At 64.9% G+C, this 21669-nt stretch carries 13 protein-coding genes; 6 read left to right on the top strand and 7 right to left on the bottom strand.

Going from position 1 to position 21669, the window contains the following annotated elements:
- Positions 1-128: 128 nt before the first annotated feature.
- Positions 129-2699 carry a cyanophycin synthetase gene (gene cphA, locus AC07VL_RS15835; RefSeq protein WP_494806706.1) on the top strand — a complete coding sequence of 857 codons (2571 nt, stop codon included), beginning with the start codon at positions 129-131 and terminating at the stop codon, positions 2697-2699.
- A 192-nt stretch (positions 2700-2891) separates the two neighbouring features.
- Positions 2892-6035 (top strand): EAL domain-containing protein, encoded by a 3144-nt coding sequence (locus AC07VL_RS15840; protein ID WP_494806707.1) that lies wholly within the window; start codon positions 2892-2894, stop codon positions 6033-6035.
- A 4-nt stretch (positions 6036-6039) separates the two neighbouring features.
- Here AC07VL_RS15840 and AC07VL_RS15845 read toward each other — a convergent pair whose 3' ends face one another.
- Positions 6040-6462, bottom strand: a complete 423-nt coding sequence (locus tag AC07VL_RS15845; protein ID WP_494806708.1) for a hypothetical protein — start codon at positions 6460-6462, stop codon at positions 6040-6042.
- Between the two features lie 326 nt (positions 6463-6788).
- On the opposite strand from AC07VL_RS15845, the gene AC07VL_RS15850 reads away from it, so the two are divergent.
- The 4 genes from AC07VL_RS15850 to AC07VL_RS15865 all read left to right on the top strand — a co-directional run bounded on the left by AC07VL_RS15850 (position 6789) and on the right by AC07VL_RS15865 (position 12346).
- Entirely contained in the window at positions 6789-9473 is a 2685-nt protein-coding gene (locus tag AC07VL_RS15850) for a TonB-dependent receptor (RefSeq protein WP_494806709.1), read from the top strand.
- 242 nt (positions 9474-9715) lie between these two features.
- A complete protein-coding gene (locus tag AC07VL_RS15855; RefSeq protein ID WP_494806710.1) occupies positions 9716-10000 on the top strand; it encodes a hypothetical protein in 285 nt (94 codons plus the stop codon).
- A gap of 44 nt (positions 10001-10044) precedes the next feature.
- Positions 10045-10941, top strand: a complete 897-nt coding sequence (locus AC07VL_RS15860; RefSeq protein ID WP_494806711.1) for a MurR/RpiR family transcriptional regulator — start codon at positions 10045-10047, stop codon at positions 10939-10941.
- 82 nt (positions 10942-11023) lie between these two features.
- On the top strand, positions 11024-12346 hold the full coding sequence (locus tag AC07VL_RS15865; RefSeq protein WP_494806712.1) for an aspartate aminotransferase family protein: 1323 nt from the start codon (positions 11024-11026) through the stop codon (positions 12344-12346).
- Positions 12347-12352: 6 nt separating this feature from the next.
- Here the strand turns inward: AC07VL_RS15865 and AC07VL_RS15870 are convergent, their stop codons facing one another.
- From AC07VL_RS15870 to AC07VL_RS15895, 6 genes are all read right to left on the bottom strand, one after another.
- Complete coding sequence (locus AC07VL_RS15870; protein WP_494806713.1) at positions 12353-12616, bottom strand: PAAR domain-containing protein; 264 nt, start codon at positions 12614-12616, stop codon at positions 12353-12355.
- A 19-nt stretch (positions 12617-12635) separates the two neighbouring features.
- Positions 12636-13934 carry a hypothetical protein gene (locus AC07VL_RS15875; protein WP_494806714.1) on the bottom strand — a complete coding sequence of 433 codons (1299 nt, stop codon included), beginning with the start codon at positions 13932-13934 and terminating at the stop codon, positions 12636-12638.
- Positions 13931-15229 carry a hypothetical protein gene (locus AC07VL_RS15880; RefSeq protein WP_494806715.1) on the bottom strand — a complete coding sequence of 433 codons (1299 nt, stop codon included), beginning with the start codon at positions 15227-15229 and terminating at the stop codon, positions 13931-13933. Before AC07VL_RS15880 ends, AC07VL_RS15875 begins: the two co-directional genes overlap by 4 nt.
- Positions 15226-16569 (bottom strand): hypothetical protein, encoded by a 1344-nt coding sequence (locus AC07VL_RS15885; RefSeq protein ID WP_494806716.1) that lies wholly within the window; start codon positions 16567-16569, stop codon positions 15226-15228. Before AC07VL_RS15885 ends, AC07VL_RS15880 begins: the two co-directional genes overlap by 4 nt.
- 72 nt (positions 16570-16641) lie before the next feature.
- A complete protein-coding gene (locus tag AC07VL_RS15890; protein ID WP_494806717.1) occupies positions 16642-18888 on the bottom strand; it encodes a T6SS effector phospholipase Tle3 domain-containing protein in 2247 nt (748 codons plus the stop codon).
- 24 nt (positions 18889-18912) lie between these two features.
- A complete protein-coding gene (locus AC07VL_RS15895; protein WP_494806718.1) occupies positions 18913-21657 on the bottom strand; it encodes a type VI secretion system Vgr family protein in 2745 nt (914 codons plus the stop codon).
- Positions 21658-21669 lie beyond the last annotated feature (12 nt).

Below are 21669 nucleotides of genomic sequence, written 5' to 3' on the forward strand. Positions count from 1 at the left end.
TGCTCACTGTGCATCCGCACAGCTCCGCTTCTCGGCCACAAATCCCATCCGCTCGCTACGGTTTAATTTGACGTAAAAGCCCGGCTACGGCCGGGCCCACAAGAACACAACAGGATTACGGTTTAATTATGGAAGTATCTCGCGTACGGGCCCTGCGGGGCCCTAACCTCTGGAGCCACGACACCGCCGTGGAAGCCATTGTTTCCTGCACCACGCAGGAACTCGACATCGCCCAGCTGCCCGGCTTCGAAGCCCGCCTGCGCGCACTCTTTCCGCAACTGAGCCCGCTGCAACCGCTGGGCAATTACAACGCCGCGCCGATGGCGCAGGTGCTGGAACTGGCGGCGCTGGGACTGCAGGCGCAAGCCGGCTGCCCCGTCACCTTCAGCCGCACCACGCCGACCCTGGAAACGGGTATCTTCCAGGTCGTCGTCGAGTACTCGGAAGAAGCCGTCGGCCGCCTGGCCCTGGAACTGGCACAGCAGCTATGCCGCGCAGCACTCGACGATGCGCCGTTCGACCTGGCCGGCGCCCTGCACCAGCTGCAGGAGCTCGATGAAGACGTGCGCCTCGGTCCATCGACGGGCGCCATCGTCAACGCCGCCGTGGCGCGCAACATCCCGTTCCGCCGCCTGACCGAAGGCAGCCTGGTGACGTTCGGCTGGGGCAGCAAGCAGCGCAAGATCCAGGCCGCCGAAATGGACGGCACCAGCGCGATTGCCGAAGCCATCGCGCAGGACAAGGAACTGACGAAAAAACTGCTCGATTCGGCCGGCGTGCCCGTGCCGCAAGGCCGCGTCGTCGTCGATGCGGACGACGCGTGGGCGGCCGCCTGCGAGATCGGCCTGCCCGTCGTCGTCAAGCCGAAGGACGGCAACCAGGGCAAGGGCGTCACCGTCAACATCACCACGCGCGAACAATTGACGGCCGGCTTCATCGCGGCGCAGGAATTCCGCGACGATATCCTCGTCGAGCGCTACCTGCCGGGCCACGATTTCCGCCTGCTCGTCATCGGCAACAAGATGGTGGCAGCGGCCCGCCGCGACCCGCCGCAAGTGGTGGGCGACGGCCAGCACACGGTGCGCGAACTGGTCGACCAGGTCAACCTCGACCCGCGCCGCGGCAGCGGCCACGCCACCTCGCTGACGAAAATCCGCTTCGACGACATCGCCCTGGCCAGCCTGGCCAAGCAGGGCTATGTGGCCGACTCGGTGCCGCCCGTGGGCCAGCGCGTCATCCTGCGCAATAACGCTAACCTGTCGACAGGCGGCTCGGCCACCGACGTCACCGTCGACGTGCACCCGGAAGTGGCGGCGCGCGCCGTCGCCGCCGCGCACATGGTAGGCCTCGACATCTGCGGCGTGGACGTGGTCTCCGACAGCGTATTGAAACCGCTGGAAGAACAGAACGGCGGCATCGTTGAAGTGAACGCCGCGCCGGGCCTGCGCATGCACCTGGCGCCCTCGTTCGGCAAGCCGCGCCCCGTGGGCGAAGCCATCATCGCCGCCATGTTCGCCGAAGGCGACGATGGCCGCATCCCCGTCGTCGCCGTCACGGGCACCAACGGCAAGACCACCACCGTGCGCCTGATCGCCCACCTGCTGACGGCTTCCGGCCTGCGCACGGGCATGACGAACACCGATGGCGTGTACATCGAAGGCCGCCAGATCGACAGCGGCGACTGCAGCGGCCCGCGCAGCGCGCGCAACGTGCTGCTGCACCCGGACGTGGACGCGGCCGTGTTCGAGACGGCGCGCGGCGGCATGCTGCGCGAAGGCCTGGCTTTCGACCGCTGCCAGGTTGCCGTCGTCACCAACATCGGCGCCGGCGACCACCTGGGCCTGAACTACATCACCACCGTGGAAGACCTGGCGGTCCTGAAACGCGTGATCGTGCAGAACGTGGCCGACAGCGGCGTGGCCGTCCTGAACGCCACCGACCCCGCCGTCGCCCGCATGGCCAAGAACTGCAACGGCACGGTGACCTTCTTCGCCGCCGACAAGACGCACCCCGTGATGGCCACGCACCGCGCGCAGGGCAACCGCGTGGTCTTCGTGGAAGACGGCAAGCTGGTCGCGGCGCAGGGCCAGGAACGCCACGAGATCGCCCTGTCGCAGGTGCCGATCACGCGCAATGGCGCCATCGGCTTCCAGGTCGACAACGTCATGGCATCGCTGGCCGCCGCCTGGGCCGTGGGCCTGGACTGGAAGACCATCGCGCTGGGCCTGAAAACCTTTGCCAATGAAGCCGACAACGCGCCGGGCCGCTTCAACGTGTTCGACTATCGTGGAGCCACCCTGATCGCCGACTACGGCCACAATCCGGACGCCATTCTGGCTCTGGTGCAGGCCGTGGAAAGCATGCCGGCCAAGCGCCGTTCGGTGGTCATCAGCGGCGCCGGCGACCGCCGCGACGAAGACATCCGCCAGCAGACCGAAATCCTCGGCGCCGCCTTCGACGACGTGCTGCTGTACCAGGACCAGTGCCAGCGCGGCCGCGCCGACGGCGAAGTGGTGGCGCTGCTGCGCCAGGGCCTCGACGGTGCCAAGCGCACCAGCCATATCGATGAAATCAACGGCGAATTCGTCGCCATCGACAAGGCCCTGGCTCGCCTGGGCGACGGCGACCTGTGCCTGATCCTGATCGACCAGGTGGAAGAAGCGCTGGCGCACATCGCCAAGCGCGTCGCCGAAGCCTGAGCGTCGTAGCATTGCGCACGAGGGCGGCCTGCGGGCCGCCCTTTTTGTTGGCGCGCGCCATCTGCCGCCGCGCACCGGCATGGTGCAGAAATCCCCTGGCAAGCTTGTAAATTCGGGCATGAAAATTGCTCATTAGAAAACATACTGGGCTGACGAGAAGGTGGGGCACGCATGGTGGGCAGAATCTCGCGCATGATCGGGAAATTGACGGTGGGGCGCAAACTGGCGCTGATCTATTTGCTCGACCTGTCCGCCGTGATCTTCATTTCCGGCATTCTCATCAACGAAAAATACCTCGCCATCGATTTCTCGCGCAAGGAAATGGCGGGCAACGCCTACATCGCCGTGATCCGCGACGCGCTGCTGCCCCTGACCCGTGCACCGGCCGATGCAGGCGCGTCGGCAGCCGCCGTCGAACAGGCGCAGCGCCAGTATGGCCCCGGCATGCGCAGCGCCGAATTGAGCGGGGAATTTTCCGCCCTGCTGCGCCAGGCCGGCGCTCCGCCTGCGGCGCATGACGGCATCGCCCCCTCGTCCGCCTTTGCCGCCGGGCGCGAGCTGCTCACGCGGGTGGGCAACCAGTCCAACCTGATCCTCGACCCTGACCTGGACAGCTACTACACCATGTCGCTGGTCATCCTGCGCTTTCCCGAACTGCTGGAAGTGATCAACAGCACGCGCGACCTGGCGCTGCAGCTGGCGACAAGCGAAGGCGCCCAGCGCCAGCGCCTGCAGACCCAGTTCCTCATCCTCGAAGGCCGCATGGACGCCACCATGGGCGGCATCCGCAGCGACTACACGGAAGCATTTGCCGCAAGCACGCCGCTGCTGCGCCAGCATCTGGATGGCTCGCGCGCGACGCTGCAGCAGGCCGTGGCGCAGTTCCGCGCCAGCACCCAGGCGCTGGCCGGCGCGCAAGCCGCCCCCGCCGGCACGCCGGAACTGCTGCGCCACGACGCGGCAGCCATCGCAGCCCTGCAGCGTGCCTGGCGCGAGGCGGAAGGCGAATTGCAGCGCCTGATCCAGCTGCGCGTGGACGGCTTTTTCACGCGCATGTGGCTGCACCTGGGCACGGCCGTGCTGCTGCTGGCGATGATCCTGGGCCTGGTGTTTTTCGTCGCGCGGCAGATCGCCCTGCCCATCCGGCGCCTGGCGCGCGTGGCGCAGGAGGTGCGCGCAACGGGCGACCATAGCCTGCGCGCCGTCTGGGACAGCGAGGATGAAACGGGGCGCCTGGTCAGCGCCTTCAACACCATGCTGCAGCAGCTCGACTTCCAGCGCATGGAGCAGCAGGACCTGGTGGCGCGCGCCAGCGCGGCCGACGCGCAGCGCCAGCTGGTCGACGCCATTCCCATCCCGCTGATGGTCACGTCCATCCCGCACCACCGCGTGCTGCACGCCAACCAGGCGGCACACGCATGGCAGGGCGGCCTGGAGCTGGACCCGTGGGTGGGCGGCATGAGCGCGTACGCCCGTTCGCGCTTCTTCCAGCGCCTGAGCGATCTGGGCGCCGTGGATGAATTCGAGGTGTCCTGGAGCGGCGGCGGCACGCCCACCTGGGCCCTGATTTCCGCGCGCCTGATCGACTACCAGGGCCAGCGCGCCGTGCTGTCGACCTTCACGCCGATCAACAAGACCAAGCTGATGGAATCGCGCCTGGAACTGTGGGCCAAGGTCTTCGAAGCGTCGGCAGAAAGCCTGATCGTGATGGATGCCGACATGCGCATCATCACCGTCAACCAGGCCTTCCGCCGCCATTCGCTGTACGACATGGTGGAGCTGATCGGCAAGCGCCCGGCCTTCCTGCTGTCGCCGCACAACAGCCACGAACAGCTCGACAGCCTGCGCCAGACCCTGGCGCGGCGCGGCTACTGGCAGGGCGAGATCTGGATACAGCGCAAGTCGCTCGAAGCGTATCCCGCCTGGCTGGTGATGAACGCCGTGCGCGACCTCGACGGCGTCACCACGCACTTCATCGCCAGCTCGCTCGACATCAGCGAGCGCAAGGCCAGCGAACGGCAGATCGAGCACATGGCCCACCACGATGCGCTCACGGGCCTGGCGAACCGCCACGTGTCGAAGCTGCGCCTGGCCGCCGCCATCGCGCAGGCGCGCCGCAGCGGCGAAAAGGTGGGCGTGCTGTTCGTCGACCTGGACCGCTTCAAGCACGTCAACGACGCGCTGGGCCACCACGTGGGCGACGCGCTGCTGCAATCGGTGTCGGCACGCCTGCTGCAGCTGGTGCGCGAGGGCGACACCGTCAGCCGCCTGGGCGGCGATGAATTCGTCGTCATCCTGAACGGCATCGGCGACGCCACCGCCATCGGCGACCTGCTCGATGCCCGCCTGATCCCCGCCATGCGCGAACCGCACCAGGTGGAGGGCAGCGAATTGTACGTTTCATGCAGCGTGGGCGTGGCCATCTACCCGGACCACGGCACCGACATGGATACCCTGATGCGCCACGCCGACGCGGCCATGTACCAGGCCAAGAGCGGGGGCCGCGACCATGCGCGCATGTTCACGCCGCAGATGGAAGAGCAGCAGCTGCAGCAGCTGCACCTGGAAACCGATTTGCGCCACGCCATCGAACGCCATGAACTGGTGCTGTACTACCAGCCGCGCATCGATGCGCACGGCGGCCGGCTGAATGGCGTGGAAAGCCTGATCCGCTGGCAGCATCCGCAGCGGGGGCTGATCGCGCCGGACAGCTTCATCCCCGCCGCCGAGGAATCGGGGCTGATCGTGCCCATCGGCGCCTGGGTCATCCGCGAAGCGTGCCGCCAGCACGTGGCCTGGCGCGAAGCCGGCGCGGGCGACATCGGCGTGTCGGTCAACCTGTCGGCCATCCAGCTGAAACACGGCGGCCTGGTGGCCACCCTGCGCGAGGTGCTGCGCGACTTCCCCATCGCGCCGGGCCTGGTCGAATTCGAGCTGACGGAATCGATACTGATGGAGAACGTGGACGACACCATCGCCACCCTGCAAGCCATCAAGGCGCTGGGCTTTGCCCTGTCGATCGACGATTTCGGCACCGGCTATTCGAGCCTGAACTACCTGTGCCGCTTCCCGCTCGACAAGCTGAAAATCGACATGAGCTTCGTGCAGAACATCCACAAGTCGCCGCAGAACCTGGCGGTGACGAAAGCCATCATCGGCCTCGGTCACACCCTGGGCCTGACGGTCACCGCCGAGGGCGTGGAAAGCGCGGCCGACGCCGAGGTGCTGCGCCACGCCGGCTGCGACGAGCTGCAGGGCTATTACTTTGCCCGTCCCATGCCGCAGGCGCAGCTGGCCGCCTGGCTGGCGCAAACGGCAGCACCCTGCCCCGCCTGACGCCTTACTGCGCGCTGGCGCGCATTTCACTGGCGAACAGCGAGGCCGCATGCGCCATCGAGCGCGTGGCGCGCGCCAGGAAATGCGCCCAGTGCTGCTGCTCGAGCAGCAGCATCTCGATGCAGAACCACACCTGGCCGCGCAGCAGGTGGCCCTTCACCAGCTTGATGCGGCGGTTGACTTCATCGAGTGCCGCCAGCACGCGCTGCTGCTCCCCGGGCGACTCGATCGGCCAGACATTCGGCAGCAGCAGCTTGCCAAATGCGGCATCGTCCGCGTCAAAGCACAGCACATAGCCCATGCCTTCAAAGCGGAAGACGATGTCGCCGTCGCTGTCGGTGCTGGCCTGGTAGCCCTCGGCCTGCAGGTGCTGCAGCAGGAAGGCGGTGGCGGTGCTGGTGCTTGTGGTGGTAGTGAGTGTGGACATGCGATTTCCTTTCAGTGAGTGGGATGGCGGCGCGCCGCGCTGGCGCCGCTGCATCCCTGTCTCAACGCGGCAAGCCGCGCAAAATACAAAACTATTTTTCATCGCATGTGGAGCACCTGCAACGGGGTACGCAACAGCGCGGCGGAGGCGCCCGCGCCGCCAGGGCGCATGAATGCAGCAGGGATACCGGAATTGATATTGACATCGCAAAAGAAGTGATTTGTGGGGCAAAGTCATTCCCCATACCATGATTCTTGAGCAAGTTTCAGCTCTGGCGGCCACTGCCGCAGCGTTCTCAACATAACTAAAATACAGGTGGAGACAAGATGAACCAATCGATAGCAACGGGCACCCCCACGTCCCGGCACAACACGCGCTTGACCTTGAAGGCCACGGTGGCGGCACTGGCCGGTGCCGGCCTGCTGAGCAGCGCATCCGTCTGGGCGCAGCAGGCTCCGGCCGTCGAACCCGCCACGGTGGAAAGCACGCAAGCCACGCCAGCGCCGGAAGCGCCGGCCGAAGCGACGGCTGACACCACGGGCATGAACGTGGTGGCCGTCACGGGCGTGCGCCGGGCGGCACAGAGCGCTCAGCAAATCAAGAAGAACAACGACCAGGTGGTCGACTCCATCGTCGCCGATGAAATCGGCAAATTCCCCGACAAGAACGTCGCCGAAATCCTCGGCCGCGTGACGGGCGTGCAGGTGCGCCGCGAAGGCGGCGAAGCGGGCGGCGTCATCATCCGCGGCTTGCCCGGCGTGGTGACCCTGCTCAACGGCCGCGAGATGTTTACCTCGGTGGGCCGCAGCCTGTACCTGGCCGACATCCCGACGGCCATGCTGCAGCGCGTGGACGTGTATAAATCGCAGGGCGCGGACATGGTCGAAGGCGGCACGGCCGGCGTGATCGACGTGCGCACCAACCGCCCGTTCGACTTCAAGGGTTTCACCTCGTCGGTAAACACGCGCGTCGAGCACCGCGACAAGTCCGGCTCCACCGATCCGAACGTCAGCGGCATGGTCTCGAACCGCTGGAAGACGCAGTACGGCGAAATCGGCGCCCTGGTCGGCCTGTCCTACCAGCGCAGCAAATACTATGACGAGACGATCTGGAATGCCGAACCGGTGGTGCGTCCGGAAGCGGGCAACATCACGGGGCCCGATTCCGTCGGCATGATTCCCACCGTGGGCGACCGCAAGCGCTACGCCGCCAACGCCGCCTTCCAGTGGCGCCCGAATTCGCAGGTGGAAGTCTACGCGGAAGGCATGTCGACCCTGATCAAGCACGCCTTCGACAGCCAGTTCTTCGTCGGCTCGCTGCCTTGGGGCCAGGACCCGGACATCACCCTGATCCCCGGCACCAACCAGGCCGGCACGGTGGGCAAGATCGACGGCCCGTGGTCGCCGTTCACGCTCGGTTCGACCCAGGCGCGGCGCGACCGCTCGATCGGCTCGCAGGGCGCCATCGGCGCGCGCTGGGACGTCACGCCGCAATTGCGCGTGACGACGGAACTGGCGCGCACGGTCAGCAACTTCGAGCGCGAATTCCCCATCCTCGACTTCCTCGCCCATCCGACCAGCGTCATCGGCAGCACGAATGTGAACGGCGGCGCGCAGATCAGCTACCCTGGCTACAACATGGCCGATCCGAAGAACTACACCCTGCTCGGCTTCTACGATAACCACAGCCACGACGAAGGCAGCTCCACCGACTGGCGCGCGGACGCCACCTACGACATGGACAGCACGGGCTTCTTCCGTGAATTCTCCACGGGCGTGCGCATCGCCAAGCGCAAGGCCGAATCGATCCGCGAAAAGAACGTGCAGGGCGGCCTGTCCTCGCCCATCACGGCCGACAGCATTCCCGGCCTGGCCTGCACCTCGCACCAGAACACGGGCAACTTCGGCCTGCAAAGCTGGATCACGCCATGCCGCGATTTCATGCTCAACAACACGGCCCTGCTGCGCCAGCTGTTTACGGGCAGCAGCGAACGCAGCCCGGAAGATCCGCTGACGCACTTCCAGGACGTGGAAAAAACCAATGCCGTGTACGGCAAGGCGCGCATCGGCTTCGACCTGGGCCAGGTGCCGTTCGACGGCACGCTGGGCGTGCGCGTGGTGCAGACCAAGCAGGACCTGCAGGGCAATTCCTCGCAAAACGGTGTCATCTCGCCCGTGCGCGTGAATACTTCCGACACGGATGTCCTGCCCAGCATGACCTTGAAAGCCATGCTGCGCCAGGACCTGATCGGCCGCATGACGGCCGGCAAGGCGATCCAGCGCGCCAACTTCGCCGACTTCAATCCCGGCGTGACCCTGAGCCAGAGCCTGGACATGGTGCGCCCGACGGGCGGCGGCGGCAACCCGGACCTGAAACCGGTGGAAGGCAAGAACCTGGACCTGGCTTTGGAATGGTATTTCGCGCCGACGGGTTCCGTCACGGCCACCGTGTTCCGCCACAACTTCAAGAACTACATCCTGTCCGGCTCGGCCAAGGAAACCTACAACGGCATCGAATACGACATCACGCGTCCGCGCAATACCTCGAAGGGCCACTTGCAGGGCATGGAGATGGCCTACCAGCAGTTCTATGACAAGCTGCCTGGCTGGATGAAAGGGCTGGGCCTGCAGGCCAACGCCACCTACATGACGGGCGAGCTGGAAGAGGTGGATGGCAACTCGCATCCATTCACGGGCATGTCGAAATGGTCGGCCAACGTCGTCGGCCTGTACGAGCAAGGCCCGTGGTCGGCACGCCTGGCCTACAGCTGGCGCGACAAGTTCGTCGACGACTACAACTACCGCGGCAAGGGCATCCACCTGACCGTGGCGCCGACGAAAACCCTGGACGCGTCGATCTCGTACAAGATCAACCCGACCATGACGGTCACGCTGGACGCCAACAACCTGCTCGATTCGACCTACCACGACTACCACGACACGCCGGAGTATGTGCGCGACGTGCGCCGGTATGACAAGGTCGTCGGTTTGTCATTACGTTGGAGCTTGTGACAGTGACCTGAGCAAACCGGCCGCGCGGCGCGCCGCGCGCCGGCGATGGTTTGCTCAGGCATAGAAACAGCACTGCCAATCAGCGTTTTTTCTTCCTTGCGAGGGTTTTCAGCGCCAGCCGGCAACGGTTGGCGTTTTTTTGCCTTGTGGCATCTCTTCGCCATGGGAATTGATTTAGCGCAAGATGGGAAACCGCGCGCCTTTTATGCTGTCAGCTCGACCATCCAAACCGGCGACAGCACATGCGCGATGCACGGCCCATCGATGCCCAATTATTCCAGCCCGACATTCCCATGCGGCTGGACATGCGCACGGCGGCGCTGGTCGAACATGCGCTGGCCCTGCAGGAAATGGCCGGCACGGGCGCCGCCGCCCTGTTCCTGCACTGCCACGACGTGCCGCTGGCCACCGCCTTGCGCGTGCTGACGACGGGACCGCGCCGCCAGTCGGCCGGGCCGCACCTGTTTGCCCGCCTGCGTCCGCGCACGGCGGCCCTGGCGCCAGGCTTGCCGCTACCGGTGCGCTGACGAATCCTGTACCATCGCCGCAACGTATTGAATGAGGCACGGCGATGCAGGCAGCGACACCCCCCGATAACCATGCGGCATTGATGGCCCTGATCAAGGCGCGCTTTGCCGAACTGAGCCCGCAATTCCAGGCCGGCGCGCGCTACCTCGCCGACCATCCGGACGACGTGGCCGTGTCCTCGATGCGCAGCATCGCCACGCGGGCCCGGGTGCAATCGGCCGCCCTCGTGCGCCTGGCGCAGCAGCTGGGCTTTGCCGGCTGGCCCGAGCTGAAAGCCCTCTTCGTCGAACGCCTGCGCGCAGGGCCGGCCGGCTACGCGGCCAAGGCCGATGCGCTGGCCGGCAAGGAAGGGCAGGAGCGCGACCTCATCGCCGACGTCTTCACGGCGCAGCAGCGCAACCTGGCCGCCACGGAAAGCGCCAGCCACGCCGCCCTGGACGCGGCCGCCAGCCTGCTGCAGGCGGCGCCGCGCGTGCACGTGGCCGGCTTTCGCGCCGCCCACCCCATCGCCTACACCCTGCATTACCTGTACAGGCTGCTGCGCCCCAGCGTGCAGCTGCTGAGCGGCCAGGGCGGCACGCTGGAAATGGACTTGCGCGCCCTGCAGGCCGGAGAGGCCGTCGTCGTCGTCAGCTTCGCGCCGTATTCCAGCGAAGCACTGCTGGTGGCGCAGGCGGCGCGCCAGGCCGGCTGCCAGGTGGTCGCCATCAGCGACAGCGCCATCTCGCCGCTGGCACTGCAGGCCGACGCCAGCATCGTCATCGCCGTCGACAGCCCCTCCTTCTTCCCCTCCATCGTGGCCGGCATCGCGGCCGTGGAAAGCCTGGCGGAATTGCTGGTGGCGCGCGCGGGGCCGGACGCCGTGCAGGCCATCGGCGCAGCGGAAAGCCAGTTGCGGGCACTGGGCGCCTACGCAAAAACATCAAATGATGTAAATTAAAAATAAATACATCGAGTGTTGCACTCGTGACGCGGCGCGTCCTATAATCGGCTTTCCCCTTTGCCGATATGAAAGCGATGCCATGAGCCATGTCTTCCACCGCAGCCTGACCGCCAGCTACCCTGTCGCCGCCGGTGGCGACGGGCCCTACCTGGTCGATGCCGACGGCAAGCGCTACCTGGACGCCTGCGGCGGTGCCGCCGTCTCCTGCCTCGGCCATTCGGATGCGGCCGTGATCGCCGCCGTGCAGCGGCAGATTGCCACGATGGCCTACGCGCACAGCTCCTTCTTTACCAGCGCACCGATGGAAGAACTGGCCGACTTTCTCGTCGCCCGGGCGCCTGCCGGCATCGACAGCGTGTATTTCGTCTCGGGCGGCTCGGAAGCCGTGGAAAGCGCCTTGAAGATGGCGCGCCAGTATTTCGTCGAGCGGGGCCAGCCGCAGCGCCGCCACGTCATCGCCCGCCGCCAGAGCTATCACGGCAACACCCTGGGCGCGCTGGCGACGGGCGGCAACGCCTGGCGCCGCCAGCAGTTCGAACCGCTGCTGATCGGCGTGACCCACGTGTCGCCCTGCTACGCCTGGCGCGACCAGGCGCCCCATGAAACGGATGGCGACTACGTGGCGCGCCTGGGCCAGGAACTGGAAGACAATATCGTCGCACTGGGTGCGGAGAACGTCATGGCCTTCATCGCCGAACCCGTCGTCGGCGCCACGGCCGGCGCCCTGCCCGCCGTCGCCGGATATTTTGCGCGCATGCGCGCCATCTGTCAGCGCCACGGCATCCTGTTGATCCTCGACGAAGTCATGTGCGGCATGGGCCGCACGGGCAGCCTGTTCGCCTGCGAGCAGGAAGGCGTCACGGCCGACCTCATCTGCATCGCCAAGGGCCTGGGCGCCGGCTACCAGCCCATCGGCGCCGTGATGGTGTCCAAGGACATCCGCGAGACCATCCGCGCCGGCACGGGCTTCTTCCAGCATGGCCACACGTACATCGGCCACGCCACGGCCTGCGCCGCCGCCCTGGCCGTGCAGCGGCAGATCGAGGAGCGCGATTTATTGGCCAACGTGCGCGCCATGGGCGGCTTGCTAAAAGAGAGGCTGCAGCAGCGCTTCGATGGCCATGCGCATGTGGGCGACATCCGCGGCCGCGGCCTGTTCCTGGGCCTGGAACTGGTGCAGGATCGCGCCGGCAAGCAGCCGTTCGACCCGGCCCGCCGCCTGCACGCGCGCATCAAGGCGCAAGCCATGCAAAACGGACTGATGTGCTACCCCATGGGCGGCACCATCGACGGCTTGCACGGCGACCACATCCTGCTGGCGCCGCCCTACATCATCGACGCCAGCCACGTCGATGAAATCGTCGACCAGCTGGGCACGGCCATCGACGCCTGCGTGGGCTGACCGTCTCTAGCCGCGCCCGCTGTTGCCCACGGTGGACATCAGGCTGGCGCCGCAGCTGGTCTTGTGCCCGTCGAAAGCCACGGGCACGCCATCGATCAGCACTTGCGGATCGCCCTCGGCGATCACGCAGCGCACGTGCCCCTTGATGGGGCAGGTGCAAGGATCGCCCTTGCGCGCCACGGCCACGCCCAGCACCGTGCTGTCCGGCGACGCGCCCACCACCTTGCCGCCGTGGCTGGTAGGATCGTTCAAGCGGATTACGCCGCGCATATCGCCTCCTGATCGCGTTTCACTGTGAAAACCCCTGGTAATACTCGGGCGCATCGTGGCGCAAACCCCACCAGGGCAGATACGCATGGTTGCCGCTGCGCGCGCGGAACCACGGCTTGCCGGGCTGGATCGGCCGCACGACGGCGGGCGGCGCCACCACCAGCGCCACGGGGGCGGACAGGTCGCTGGTGCCGGCCACCAGCACGGGCTTGCCGAAATGGTGTGCGTAGGCGATGCCCAGCGCCACGTTCGTCAACGCCGTACCCGCGCCCGTCTCGCCTAGCACGGCTGTCAGATTGAAACTTTGCTTCAGCAGATCGAATTCCGGCAATTGCACGGTGAGCGTCTGCGCCAGCGCGCCGAGCCGTGCCGACGAATCCTGGTGCGTATTGCCGGCGTCGTGGATGACGTAACCGATCCCGGTCTCCGCTTGATTGGCTTTGCTTGCAGCCTCTTCGATGGCCGCCGTCCACGCCTGCACCAGGCGCGGCGGTTCGCCCTTTTTGACGTCAAAATCCGCCACCTGTTTCGTGCTCGGATACCCGAGCCACGCCAGCGGCGCCCGCTCCGTCTTGTAGTCGGGACCGGCCAGCACCAGCAGCACCAGATTCTCGTTGATCTGCCGGTCCAGAGGACGACTGGGCGCATCCCAGTTCATGGCCCAGACGGTTTCCTCGGGGTGGGTTTGCAGATAGTCGAGCGCGGCGGAAAGTGACGTAAAACCGGCGTTGGGGCCACCCATGGTGAGGCGGACGTCGGGCGGGGTGGAGCGGGTCCAGAGGGTGGGGAAGTTTGGGTTGCCGATGGTAAAAGTACGGCGGACATAATTTTGTAAAAACGTGGCAGACTCCACAGGATCGAGCTTTCCCTCTGGCAAGGCACATTCAATATGGATACCGGCCAGTTCGCGCCAACGTGATCTGTTTTCAGCTGAGTGGACGTTGTAGAAATATTCAGGGTCGGCATAATACACGCTGTGCATTAAGTCAAACAGCTTCTCGACATACTTCTCATAATAACCATCAAATGTCTCTGATCCATTATTTCCAACAGCAATTGAAGCAATACTTTGCAGCCGGGTATATTTTTCGGGTTTTTCCCTGACCATATCATCGTTCGGATTTGGATGCACCAGCCCCAAGGTCCACAGCAATTGCCATTGCGTGGGGTAATCCCGCCGCTGCAAGGGATTCAGCCATTGCAGCCCCACCACCTGCGCCATAAACGGACCGCTGCGTGGCACCGTTGCCTCCGGAAATGGCGGCGTCGCGCACGCACCAAGCAAAAGCGACATGAGAACCGCGAGCAGCGCCCTCATTGCGAAAACCCCTGGTAATACTCGGGCGCATCGTGGCGCAAGCCCCACCAAGGTAGGTAGGCATGGTTGCCGCTGCGCGCGCGGAACCACGGCTTGCCGGGCTGGATCGGCCGCACGACGGCGGGCGGCGCCACCACCAGCGCCACGGGGGCGGACAGATCACTGGTGCCGGCCACCAGCACGGACTTGCCGAAATGGTGCGCGTAGGCGATGCCCAGCGCCACGTTCGTCAGGGCCGTACCCGCGCCCGTCTCGCCCAGCACGGCCGTCAGATTGAAGCTTTGCTTCAGCAGATCGAATTCCGGCAATTGCAAGGTAAGCGTCTGCGCCAGCGCACCGAGCCGCGCGGACGAATCCTGGTGCGTATTGCCGGCATCGTGGATGACGTAACCGATCCCGGTCTCCGCTTGATTGGCTTTGCTTGCAGCCTCTTCGATGGCCGCCGTCCACGCCTGCACCAGGCGCGGCGGTTCGCCCCTTTTGACGTCAAAATCCGCCACCTGTTTCGTGCTCGGATACCCGAGCCACGCCAGCGGCGCCCGCTCCGTCTTGTAGTCGGGACCGGCTAGCACCAGCAGCACCAGGTTCTCGTTGATCTGCCTGTCCAGAGGACGACTGGGCGCATCCCAGTTCATGGCCCAGACGGTTTCCTTGGGATGGCTTTGCAGATAGTCGAGCGCGGCGGAAAGTGAAGTAAAACCGGCGTTGGGGCCACCCATGGTGATACGGACGTCGGGCGGGGTGGAGCGGGTCCAAAGGGTGGGGAAGTTTGGGTTTCCGATGGTAAAAATGCGACGGACATAGTTCTGTACGAAGGCGGCGGACTCCACCGGATCAAGCTTATTTTCAGGCAGCGCATATTCGATACGGATACCGGCCAGTTCGCGCCAGCGCGATTTGTTTTCAGCAGAGTGAACGTTGTAGAAGTACTCTGGGTCGGAGTAATACACCCCATGAAAGCGATCAAACATATCTTCGATATATTTATGGTGGTAGCCGCGAAAGGTTTCAGAGCCATTATTTCCAACCGCAATAGACGCAATGCTTTGCAGTTTGGAATATTTTTTGGGATTTTCTTTGACCATATCATCCTCGGGATTCGGTCGTACCAGTCCTAATGTCCACAGCAATTGCCATTGCGTGGGGTAATCCCGCCGTTGCAAGGGATTCAGCCATTGCAATCCCACCACCTGCGCCATAAACGGACCGCTGCGTGGCACCGTTGCCTCCGGCAATGGCGGCGTCGCGCACGCACCAAGCAAAAGCGACATGAGAACCGCGATCAGCGCCCTCATTGCGAAAACCCCTGGTAATACTCGGGCGCATCGTGGCGCAAGCCCCACCAGGGCAGATACGCATGGTTGCCGCTGCGCGCGCGGAACCACGGCTTGCCGGGCTGGATCGGCCGCACGACGGCGGGCGGCGCCACCACCAGCGCCACGGGGGCGGACAGATCACTGGTGCCGGCCACCAGCACGGGTTTACCGAAATGGTGCGCGTAAGCGATGCCCAGCGCCACGTTCGTCAGCGCCGTGCCCGCGCCCGTCTCGCCCAGCACGGCCGTCAGATTGAAGCTTTGCTTCAGCAGATCGAATTCCGGCAATTGCACGGTAAGCGTCTGCGCCAGCGCACCCAGCCGTGCGGAAGAATCCTGATGTGTATTGCCGGCGTCGTGGATGACGTAACCGATCCCGGTCTCCGCTTGATTGGCTTTGCTTGCAGCCTCTTCGATGGCCACCGTCCACGCCTGCACCAGGCGCGGCGGTTCGCCCTTTTTGACGTCAAAATCCGCCACCTGTTTCGTGCTCGGATACCCGAGCCACGCCAGCGGCGCCCGCTCCGTCTTGTAGTCGGGACCGGCCAGCACCAGCAGCACCAGGTTTTCGTTGATCTGCCGGTCCAGCGGCCGGCTGGGCGCATCCCAGTTCATGACCCAGACGGTTTCCTTGGGATGGGTTTGCAGATAGTCCAGGGCGGCGGAAAGTGACGTAAAACCGGCGTTGGGGCCGCCCATGGTGAGGCGGACGTCGGGCGGGGTGGAACGGGTCCAGAGGGTGGGAGAGTGGATGTTGCCGATACTAAAAGTATCAGCAACATATTCCCGGACGAAGTTGGCCGCTTCCACTGGGTCGAGCTTACCTTCGGGCAAAGCATATTCAATATGGATGCCGGCCAGCTCGCGCCAGCGCGACTTATTTTTAGTTGAATGGACATTGTAGAAATATTCTGGGTCGGAGTAGTACACGTCATGAATTAAATTGAAAGTCTTCGCTATGTATTTTTCATGGTAACCATCGAACGTTTCAGAACCATCATTTCCAACCGCGACAGAGGCAATACTTTGCAGCCGGGTATATTTCTCGGGCTTTTCCCTGACCATATCGTCGCCTGGGTTCGGCTGCACCAGCCCCAAGGCCCACAATAATTGCCACTGTGTCGGATAATCCTTACGCTGCAAGGGATTCAACCATTGCAAGCCAACTACTTGAGCCATGTATGGCTGCTGATTAACCTCAGGTGTAGCGCTGGCCGTACTGCTCAAGGTAGCAGGCGACGATCGCAAATGTGAACAGGCGGCCAGCAGGAATACGACCAGAAATCCGAGGGACACATAAATAAAAATAGTTTTGAACATGCTCAATGCTCCATCTATAAAAAGGCTGTTGCAGGAGGGGCCGGTCTATACAAGCCACCAATTTCCATAGCATTAATCGTGAGCGAGTTCGCCGGACGTAGGCCGAGAATCCCGCGCAGGGTTTTCACGTACGTCGACTATTTTTTCAGGGAGACGGGCTTCCTCTGCTTCATTTATCCACACCGAGGCAGTCATCTTGCGACGTGTCGCCTTGTCAAAATACTCTTCAAAGCTCTTCGCCGGATCAGTTTTATTCAGTGCCCCCAACAACCGCCAATCCGCCGCCACCCTCAACCTGCGCTGCTGGTCCGGCTTGATGCGGCACACGCCCACCGCCACGTCATACGCGAGCGCCCGCTCTGAGTGCATGGGGTTGGTCAGGATGGTGGAGTGGTCGGTGGCATAGGCGCCGGCCTGGCTGGCCATCATTTCCTCTACCCGCGTGCTGCGCCATTGCAGATACTCGGCGTCGGGCGTGGCGTTGGGCATTTCCTGCTGCACTTTTTGACCCTCGGGACTTTTCCCTTCCCGTATGGCCAGGGCGCGTATCACGGCGCGCTGCTCGAATCGCAGGCGCGCCTCGTCATCGGCCGTGCCCCTGGCGCTGTCCATGCGTTTGGCTGCGTTTTTCCCCGCCTGCCCCTGCAGGCCGCCGGGCGGAATTTCATGATCGGCAAGGAGATCGTCGCCGGGCGCGCGCTGCTTGCCCACCTGGCGCGATTCGCCGAGCGGCTGGTAGCCTTCGTCGAATTCCTCGCTGGTCTGGCCAAAGCGCAAGGACTGCGGCTTGAAGGGCGGCAGCAGGTCGGGCGCGTTCAGTTCGATTTTCCAGTCTTTGTGGGGCGAGGCATTGCAGGGGCTGCGGGCCAGGCCCGTTGCCACGATGAACAGAGGTGCAAACCCAACCGTCAGGATGGTGGAAAAGGCGCTCTGGCTGGCCTCGACACCGTGCTTGATGGAATACGACGCATATTTCTGCGCCGGAAACCAGAAGTCCTTGCCTCCCGGCGCAGGCTTGCGCCAGTGATCGCTCCAGTAGTGATAGCTGCCCTGCTTGCCCACCTCAAACCCCTGGGCAAACACGCGCTGCACGCACACGCCTGCGGCCTCGGTGGCAGCCAGTTCGCCGCCATCCTTGCTATCCTTGGCCAGCGAACCCGACAGGCCGCGCCAGCCGATGCCCTCGATGGCGACGGACGACACCACCACGTCATGCGGATTGCAATAGAGGGTCACCCTGCCATACGATGATTTCCTGCCGCCCCGGGCGGCGCCGGCAATCCCGTATCGCTCGCGGTCCGTCGCGGCGGAAAAGCCGTGCTCCAGGTTGGCCATGCAGCGGTCGATTTCCTCGTCCGTCTGCGCCTCTGCCAGGCTGGCGCGCTGGCGGATGATGGCAAAGAAGTTTTTCAGGGTGTCTATGCGCGCCTGCACCGTCACCCTGCCCGTGCTGCCGTCCGCCGCACGCAGCTTGCCGGCCACCCAGTTCTCGGCGCTATTGCGTTTCGCCAGGCTGTACGGCGAGTTGCAAATGACATAATTGTCGGCCACGCAGGGAAAACTGTCCTTCACCTTGGGCAGTTTTTCCCCCAGGAAGGCGGCCGCCATCGCCACCATCGTACCCTGGCTGTGGCACACGATGGTGACGGGCACGTCGGCCTGCTGCTGGCGGATGGCTTCGACCAGCCGGGCCAGACGATAGGCGGCCAGCACGAAATACGGGCGCGGCGGGCAGCTGTACACTTGCCGTTCCGGGAAGGGATTCATGTGCTGAATCTTGTTCCACAAGAATAAATCCTCACTCAGCCCCTCCTTCCACAGGTCGGCCAGCGCGCTGCAGCCATTGGCAAACGGCCCGCCACCCCAGTAATCCTGTTCGTTCAGGTAGATGCCCTTGCCATACTTCTGCAGTTCCTCGCCGGAAGCCTTGTAGCCCCAGCGAAAGCGGATCACGGGAGAAAACGTGCCGGCATCGCGGATCAGGGTATCGGCCGACATCTCCGGGTGGAGAAAGCCTTCGGCCGTGATTTCGGCGCCATAATTGACCGGTTTCAGTTCGCCGCCCTCCACGCCACGGTGCTGCAGGTGATGGCAGGAACGCTTGAGGCGCTCGTTGAGGCCCTTGCACAGGCCTTCTTCGGCGGCCGCGTACCACTCGCCATCGGAATTGACCCCGTGCACGAAGATCACGATGCCGGGCAGCGGCAACTGCTGTAGCACTTCATGGTCGCTGCTCTGGAAATTGGCGTTGCAGGAAAACTGGCCGAGGATGTCGATGTCGGGATCGTCGCACAGCGGCGGATGGGGATCGAACTGCATGGTGTGCTCTCCAGTGACGGGGCTTCAGGAACGGCGGCGGAAGAAAAATCCCTTCAGCCGCTGCAAGTGATCGGTCGCCACCTTCGGCCCGCGCCCGTCAGCTCCGCTGACGCCAGTCAAGGGACTGCCGCCTTCGCGCTCGATGTGCACTTCCACGCCTTCGACGGGCAAGCCGTCGGTTGGACGCAGCAATCGCGGCACGCGGCCCAGCTCGCCTTCGCCGAAGGTGGGCAGCTCGCCTTTCATGCTGCCCGGGCCGTTCCAGTGATGGCCATCGGTTTTGACCGTCAGCGCGCCGGGGCCGCCCAGTTCCACCGCACCGCCGGACAGTTTCAGGTAGGCGCCGCCCGCCGTCATGAAGGTGATTTCGTCCTGCGCCACGCCAACCAGGCGCGTGCCAGCCGTCAGGCGGATGTCCTTGGCGGCGTCCGCCTGCAGCAGGTCGTGCTGGCTTTGCAGCAAAAACTTGCCGAAGTGGGCCACCTGCACGATGCCATCCTGGTGCGCGAACAGGGAAATGCCCTTGCCCGCGTTGACGTTGCAGCGCTGGGCCGCGCTCAGTTGCAGATGCTGCTGGGCCACCAGGTCGATATTCGCGCCCGCGTTGCCGGCAATGGTCCGGGGCGTGCTCAGCGCCACGCCCTCGGGCGCCGTGATGCTGACGGCGGGCTGGTCGGCGGCAATCGCGGCGCCCAGCGCCTTGCTGCCGGCCGCGTCCAGCGCCAGCGCCTGGTGCTGGGCGGCAAACTCGCCCAGGGAGCTAGACAATTCCAGGCATTCTTTCATCACGGCGGCATGCTCGCTGCCGTCGAGCTGCTTGCCGCTGGCGCCCAGCTGTTTCCAGGCAGAAATCAGCAGCGAGCGGGCAGTGCGCACGCTGCCGCTGGCGTCGCTGCGCAACTCGAAGCCGTCGCCGCGCTGCCGCCCTGCGCCGTCGCTGCGCGGTTCGGTCAGATAGCCGAGATTCAATTGCGTCGCCGCCTGGTCGCTGGCCAGCTGCGCGCTGATCTGCGACGGCGTGTCGTCAAAGCACAGCTGGTTGCCGCGCCCGCCCCGCACTTCGCGGCTGCGCATGCCGGACAGATAACGGTTGCCCGGCAAGGCGCCGCGCGCGCTCAAGCCCGGCGGCGCGCCCACGGCGTTGTACAGCTGCCCGACGATAATGGGCCGGTCCGGGTCGCCGCCGAGAAAATCGATCAGCACTTCCGTGCCGATGCGCGGCAAGCTCAAGGTGCCGCATTGACTGCCGCTGCCCGGGCCATTGCCGGTCCAGCTCGATGCCACGCGCACCCAGGCCGAATCGCGCTCCGTATCGGAGGCGCCGGAGCCGTTGGCATGCGCGTGGTCCGGCTCCCGCGTGGCGCCAAAACGCACCTTGACGCGCCCCAGCGCATCGCAATGCACTTCTTCCCCGGCAGGCCCGACGACCAGCGCGCTTTGCAGGCGGACGACGGGGAAATCGCTGCGCGGGTCAAAAGCGGGCACGATGGCGATGCCGCGCCGCACGCAGGTAAAACGGTTGCGGTAGCGCAAGGCCGGCTGGCCATCGGTGCCCGTGCCTTGCGCCGCGCCGGCGTCGCCCTGCCAGCCGCTCTGCGCAAACAGGCGCCCGACCCGCGCATCCAGGCCGGTCGGCAAGTTATTGCTGGCCGCCACGCTCAAGGCCGTGATGACGAAACTGCGCTCGGCCGCCGGGTGGCTGTCGATATCGGCATGCCCTTCCAGGCTGAACCATTGGCCCGCGCAAAAGTCGCGCACGCAGCCTTCTCCCTGGAAACACTTGCTGTCCAGATCGTGACGCGCCATCGCCAGCTGGCCCAGTTGCCGCAATGCGTCATTGCTGCCGGCGGCCAGCGGCGGCTCCACGATATAGTCGTCGAGACTGGCCGCCAGGCGATTGCCATTGTTGCCCTGGTCCACGCCGCCGTGCGACTGCGTGGCCATGAACTGCGGACTGTGCGGATGGCCATCGTCCCAGCTGTAACGTTCGGACTTTCCCGGTTGCAAGCGGCGCACGGCGCTCCAGGCCGTCACGGCATCCCTTTCCTCGGTGGCGTCATCGCGGTGATAGCGCACCGTGCCGGCCGCGTTTTGTGCCAGGCGGCTGGCGTCGTCGAACAGCAGCAGGGCATGCACGGGCGTGGTGGCGGCGTTCGGACCGGATGGCGCCCCCGCCTGGAAGCACCAGGCGATGCCGCGGCGGCTGAGCAGGCGGCGGATAAAGGCGGCATCGGATTCATTGTGCTGCATCGTGAATTCGCGCACGGGCAGGCTACGCGCCGCCAGCGCCGCATCGATGGACAGATCCAGGCTGGCGGCGAGCACACTATTACCCTGCCGCCATTCCTCAACCAGAAGCTGGACGATCTGCAATTCGTGCTTGTTGCGAAACACGCGCGTGTTGACGCGCTTTTCCATCAGGGCGAGGCCGTCGCGCAGTACCAGCTGATACGTGGCAAGGCCGCCATCGCTCTGCCCGGCACACGCTTCGGCGACGATGCCGCAGACCCTGCGCAGCTGCCCCCGGTCCGTGACGATCTGCAATTCGGCCGGCACGGCGATGAACTGTTTCAGCGGCAGCTGCGCCTCGGTGGCGACGCACAGGATGCGGTATTCCAGCCCGCCACAGATGGCCTCGCTGCCGCTGACGCGCTGCGGCAGCAGGACATCCTCATTCATGCCTTCCGGGTAAGCGAGGCGCAGCCGCAAGGCCCGGTTGCCGGCGCTCAAGGCCTTGTCCACGGCCATCCATTGCGCGAAGTCTTCCATGGTTTCCTTTCT

Source organism: Janthinobacterium sp. GW821-FHT03C08 (genome assembly GCF_059420905.1).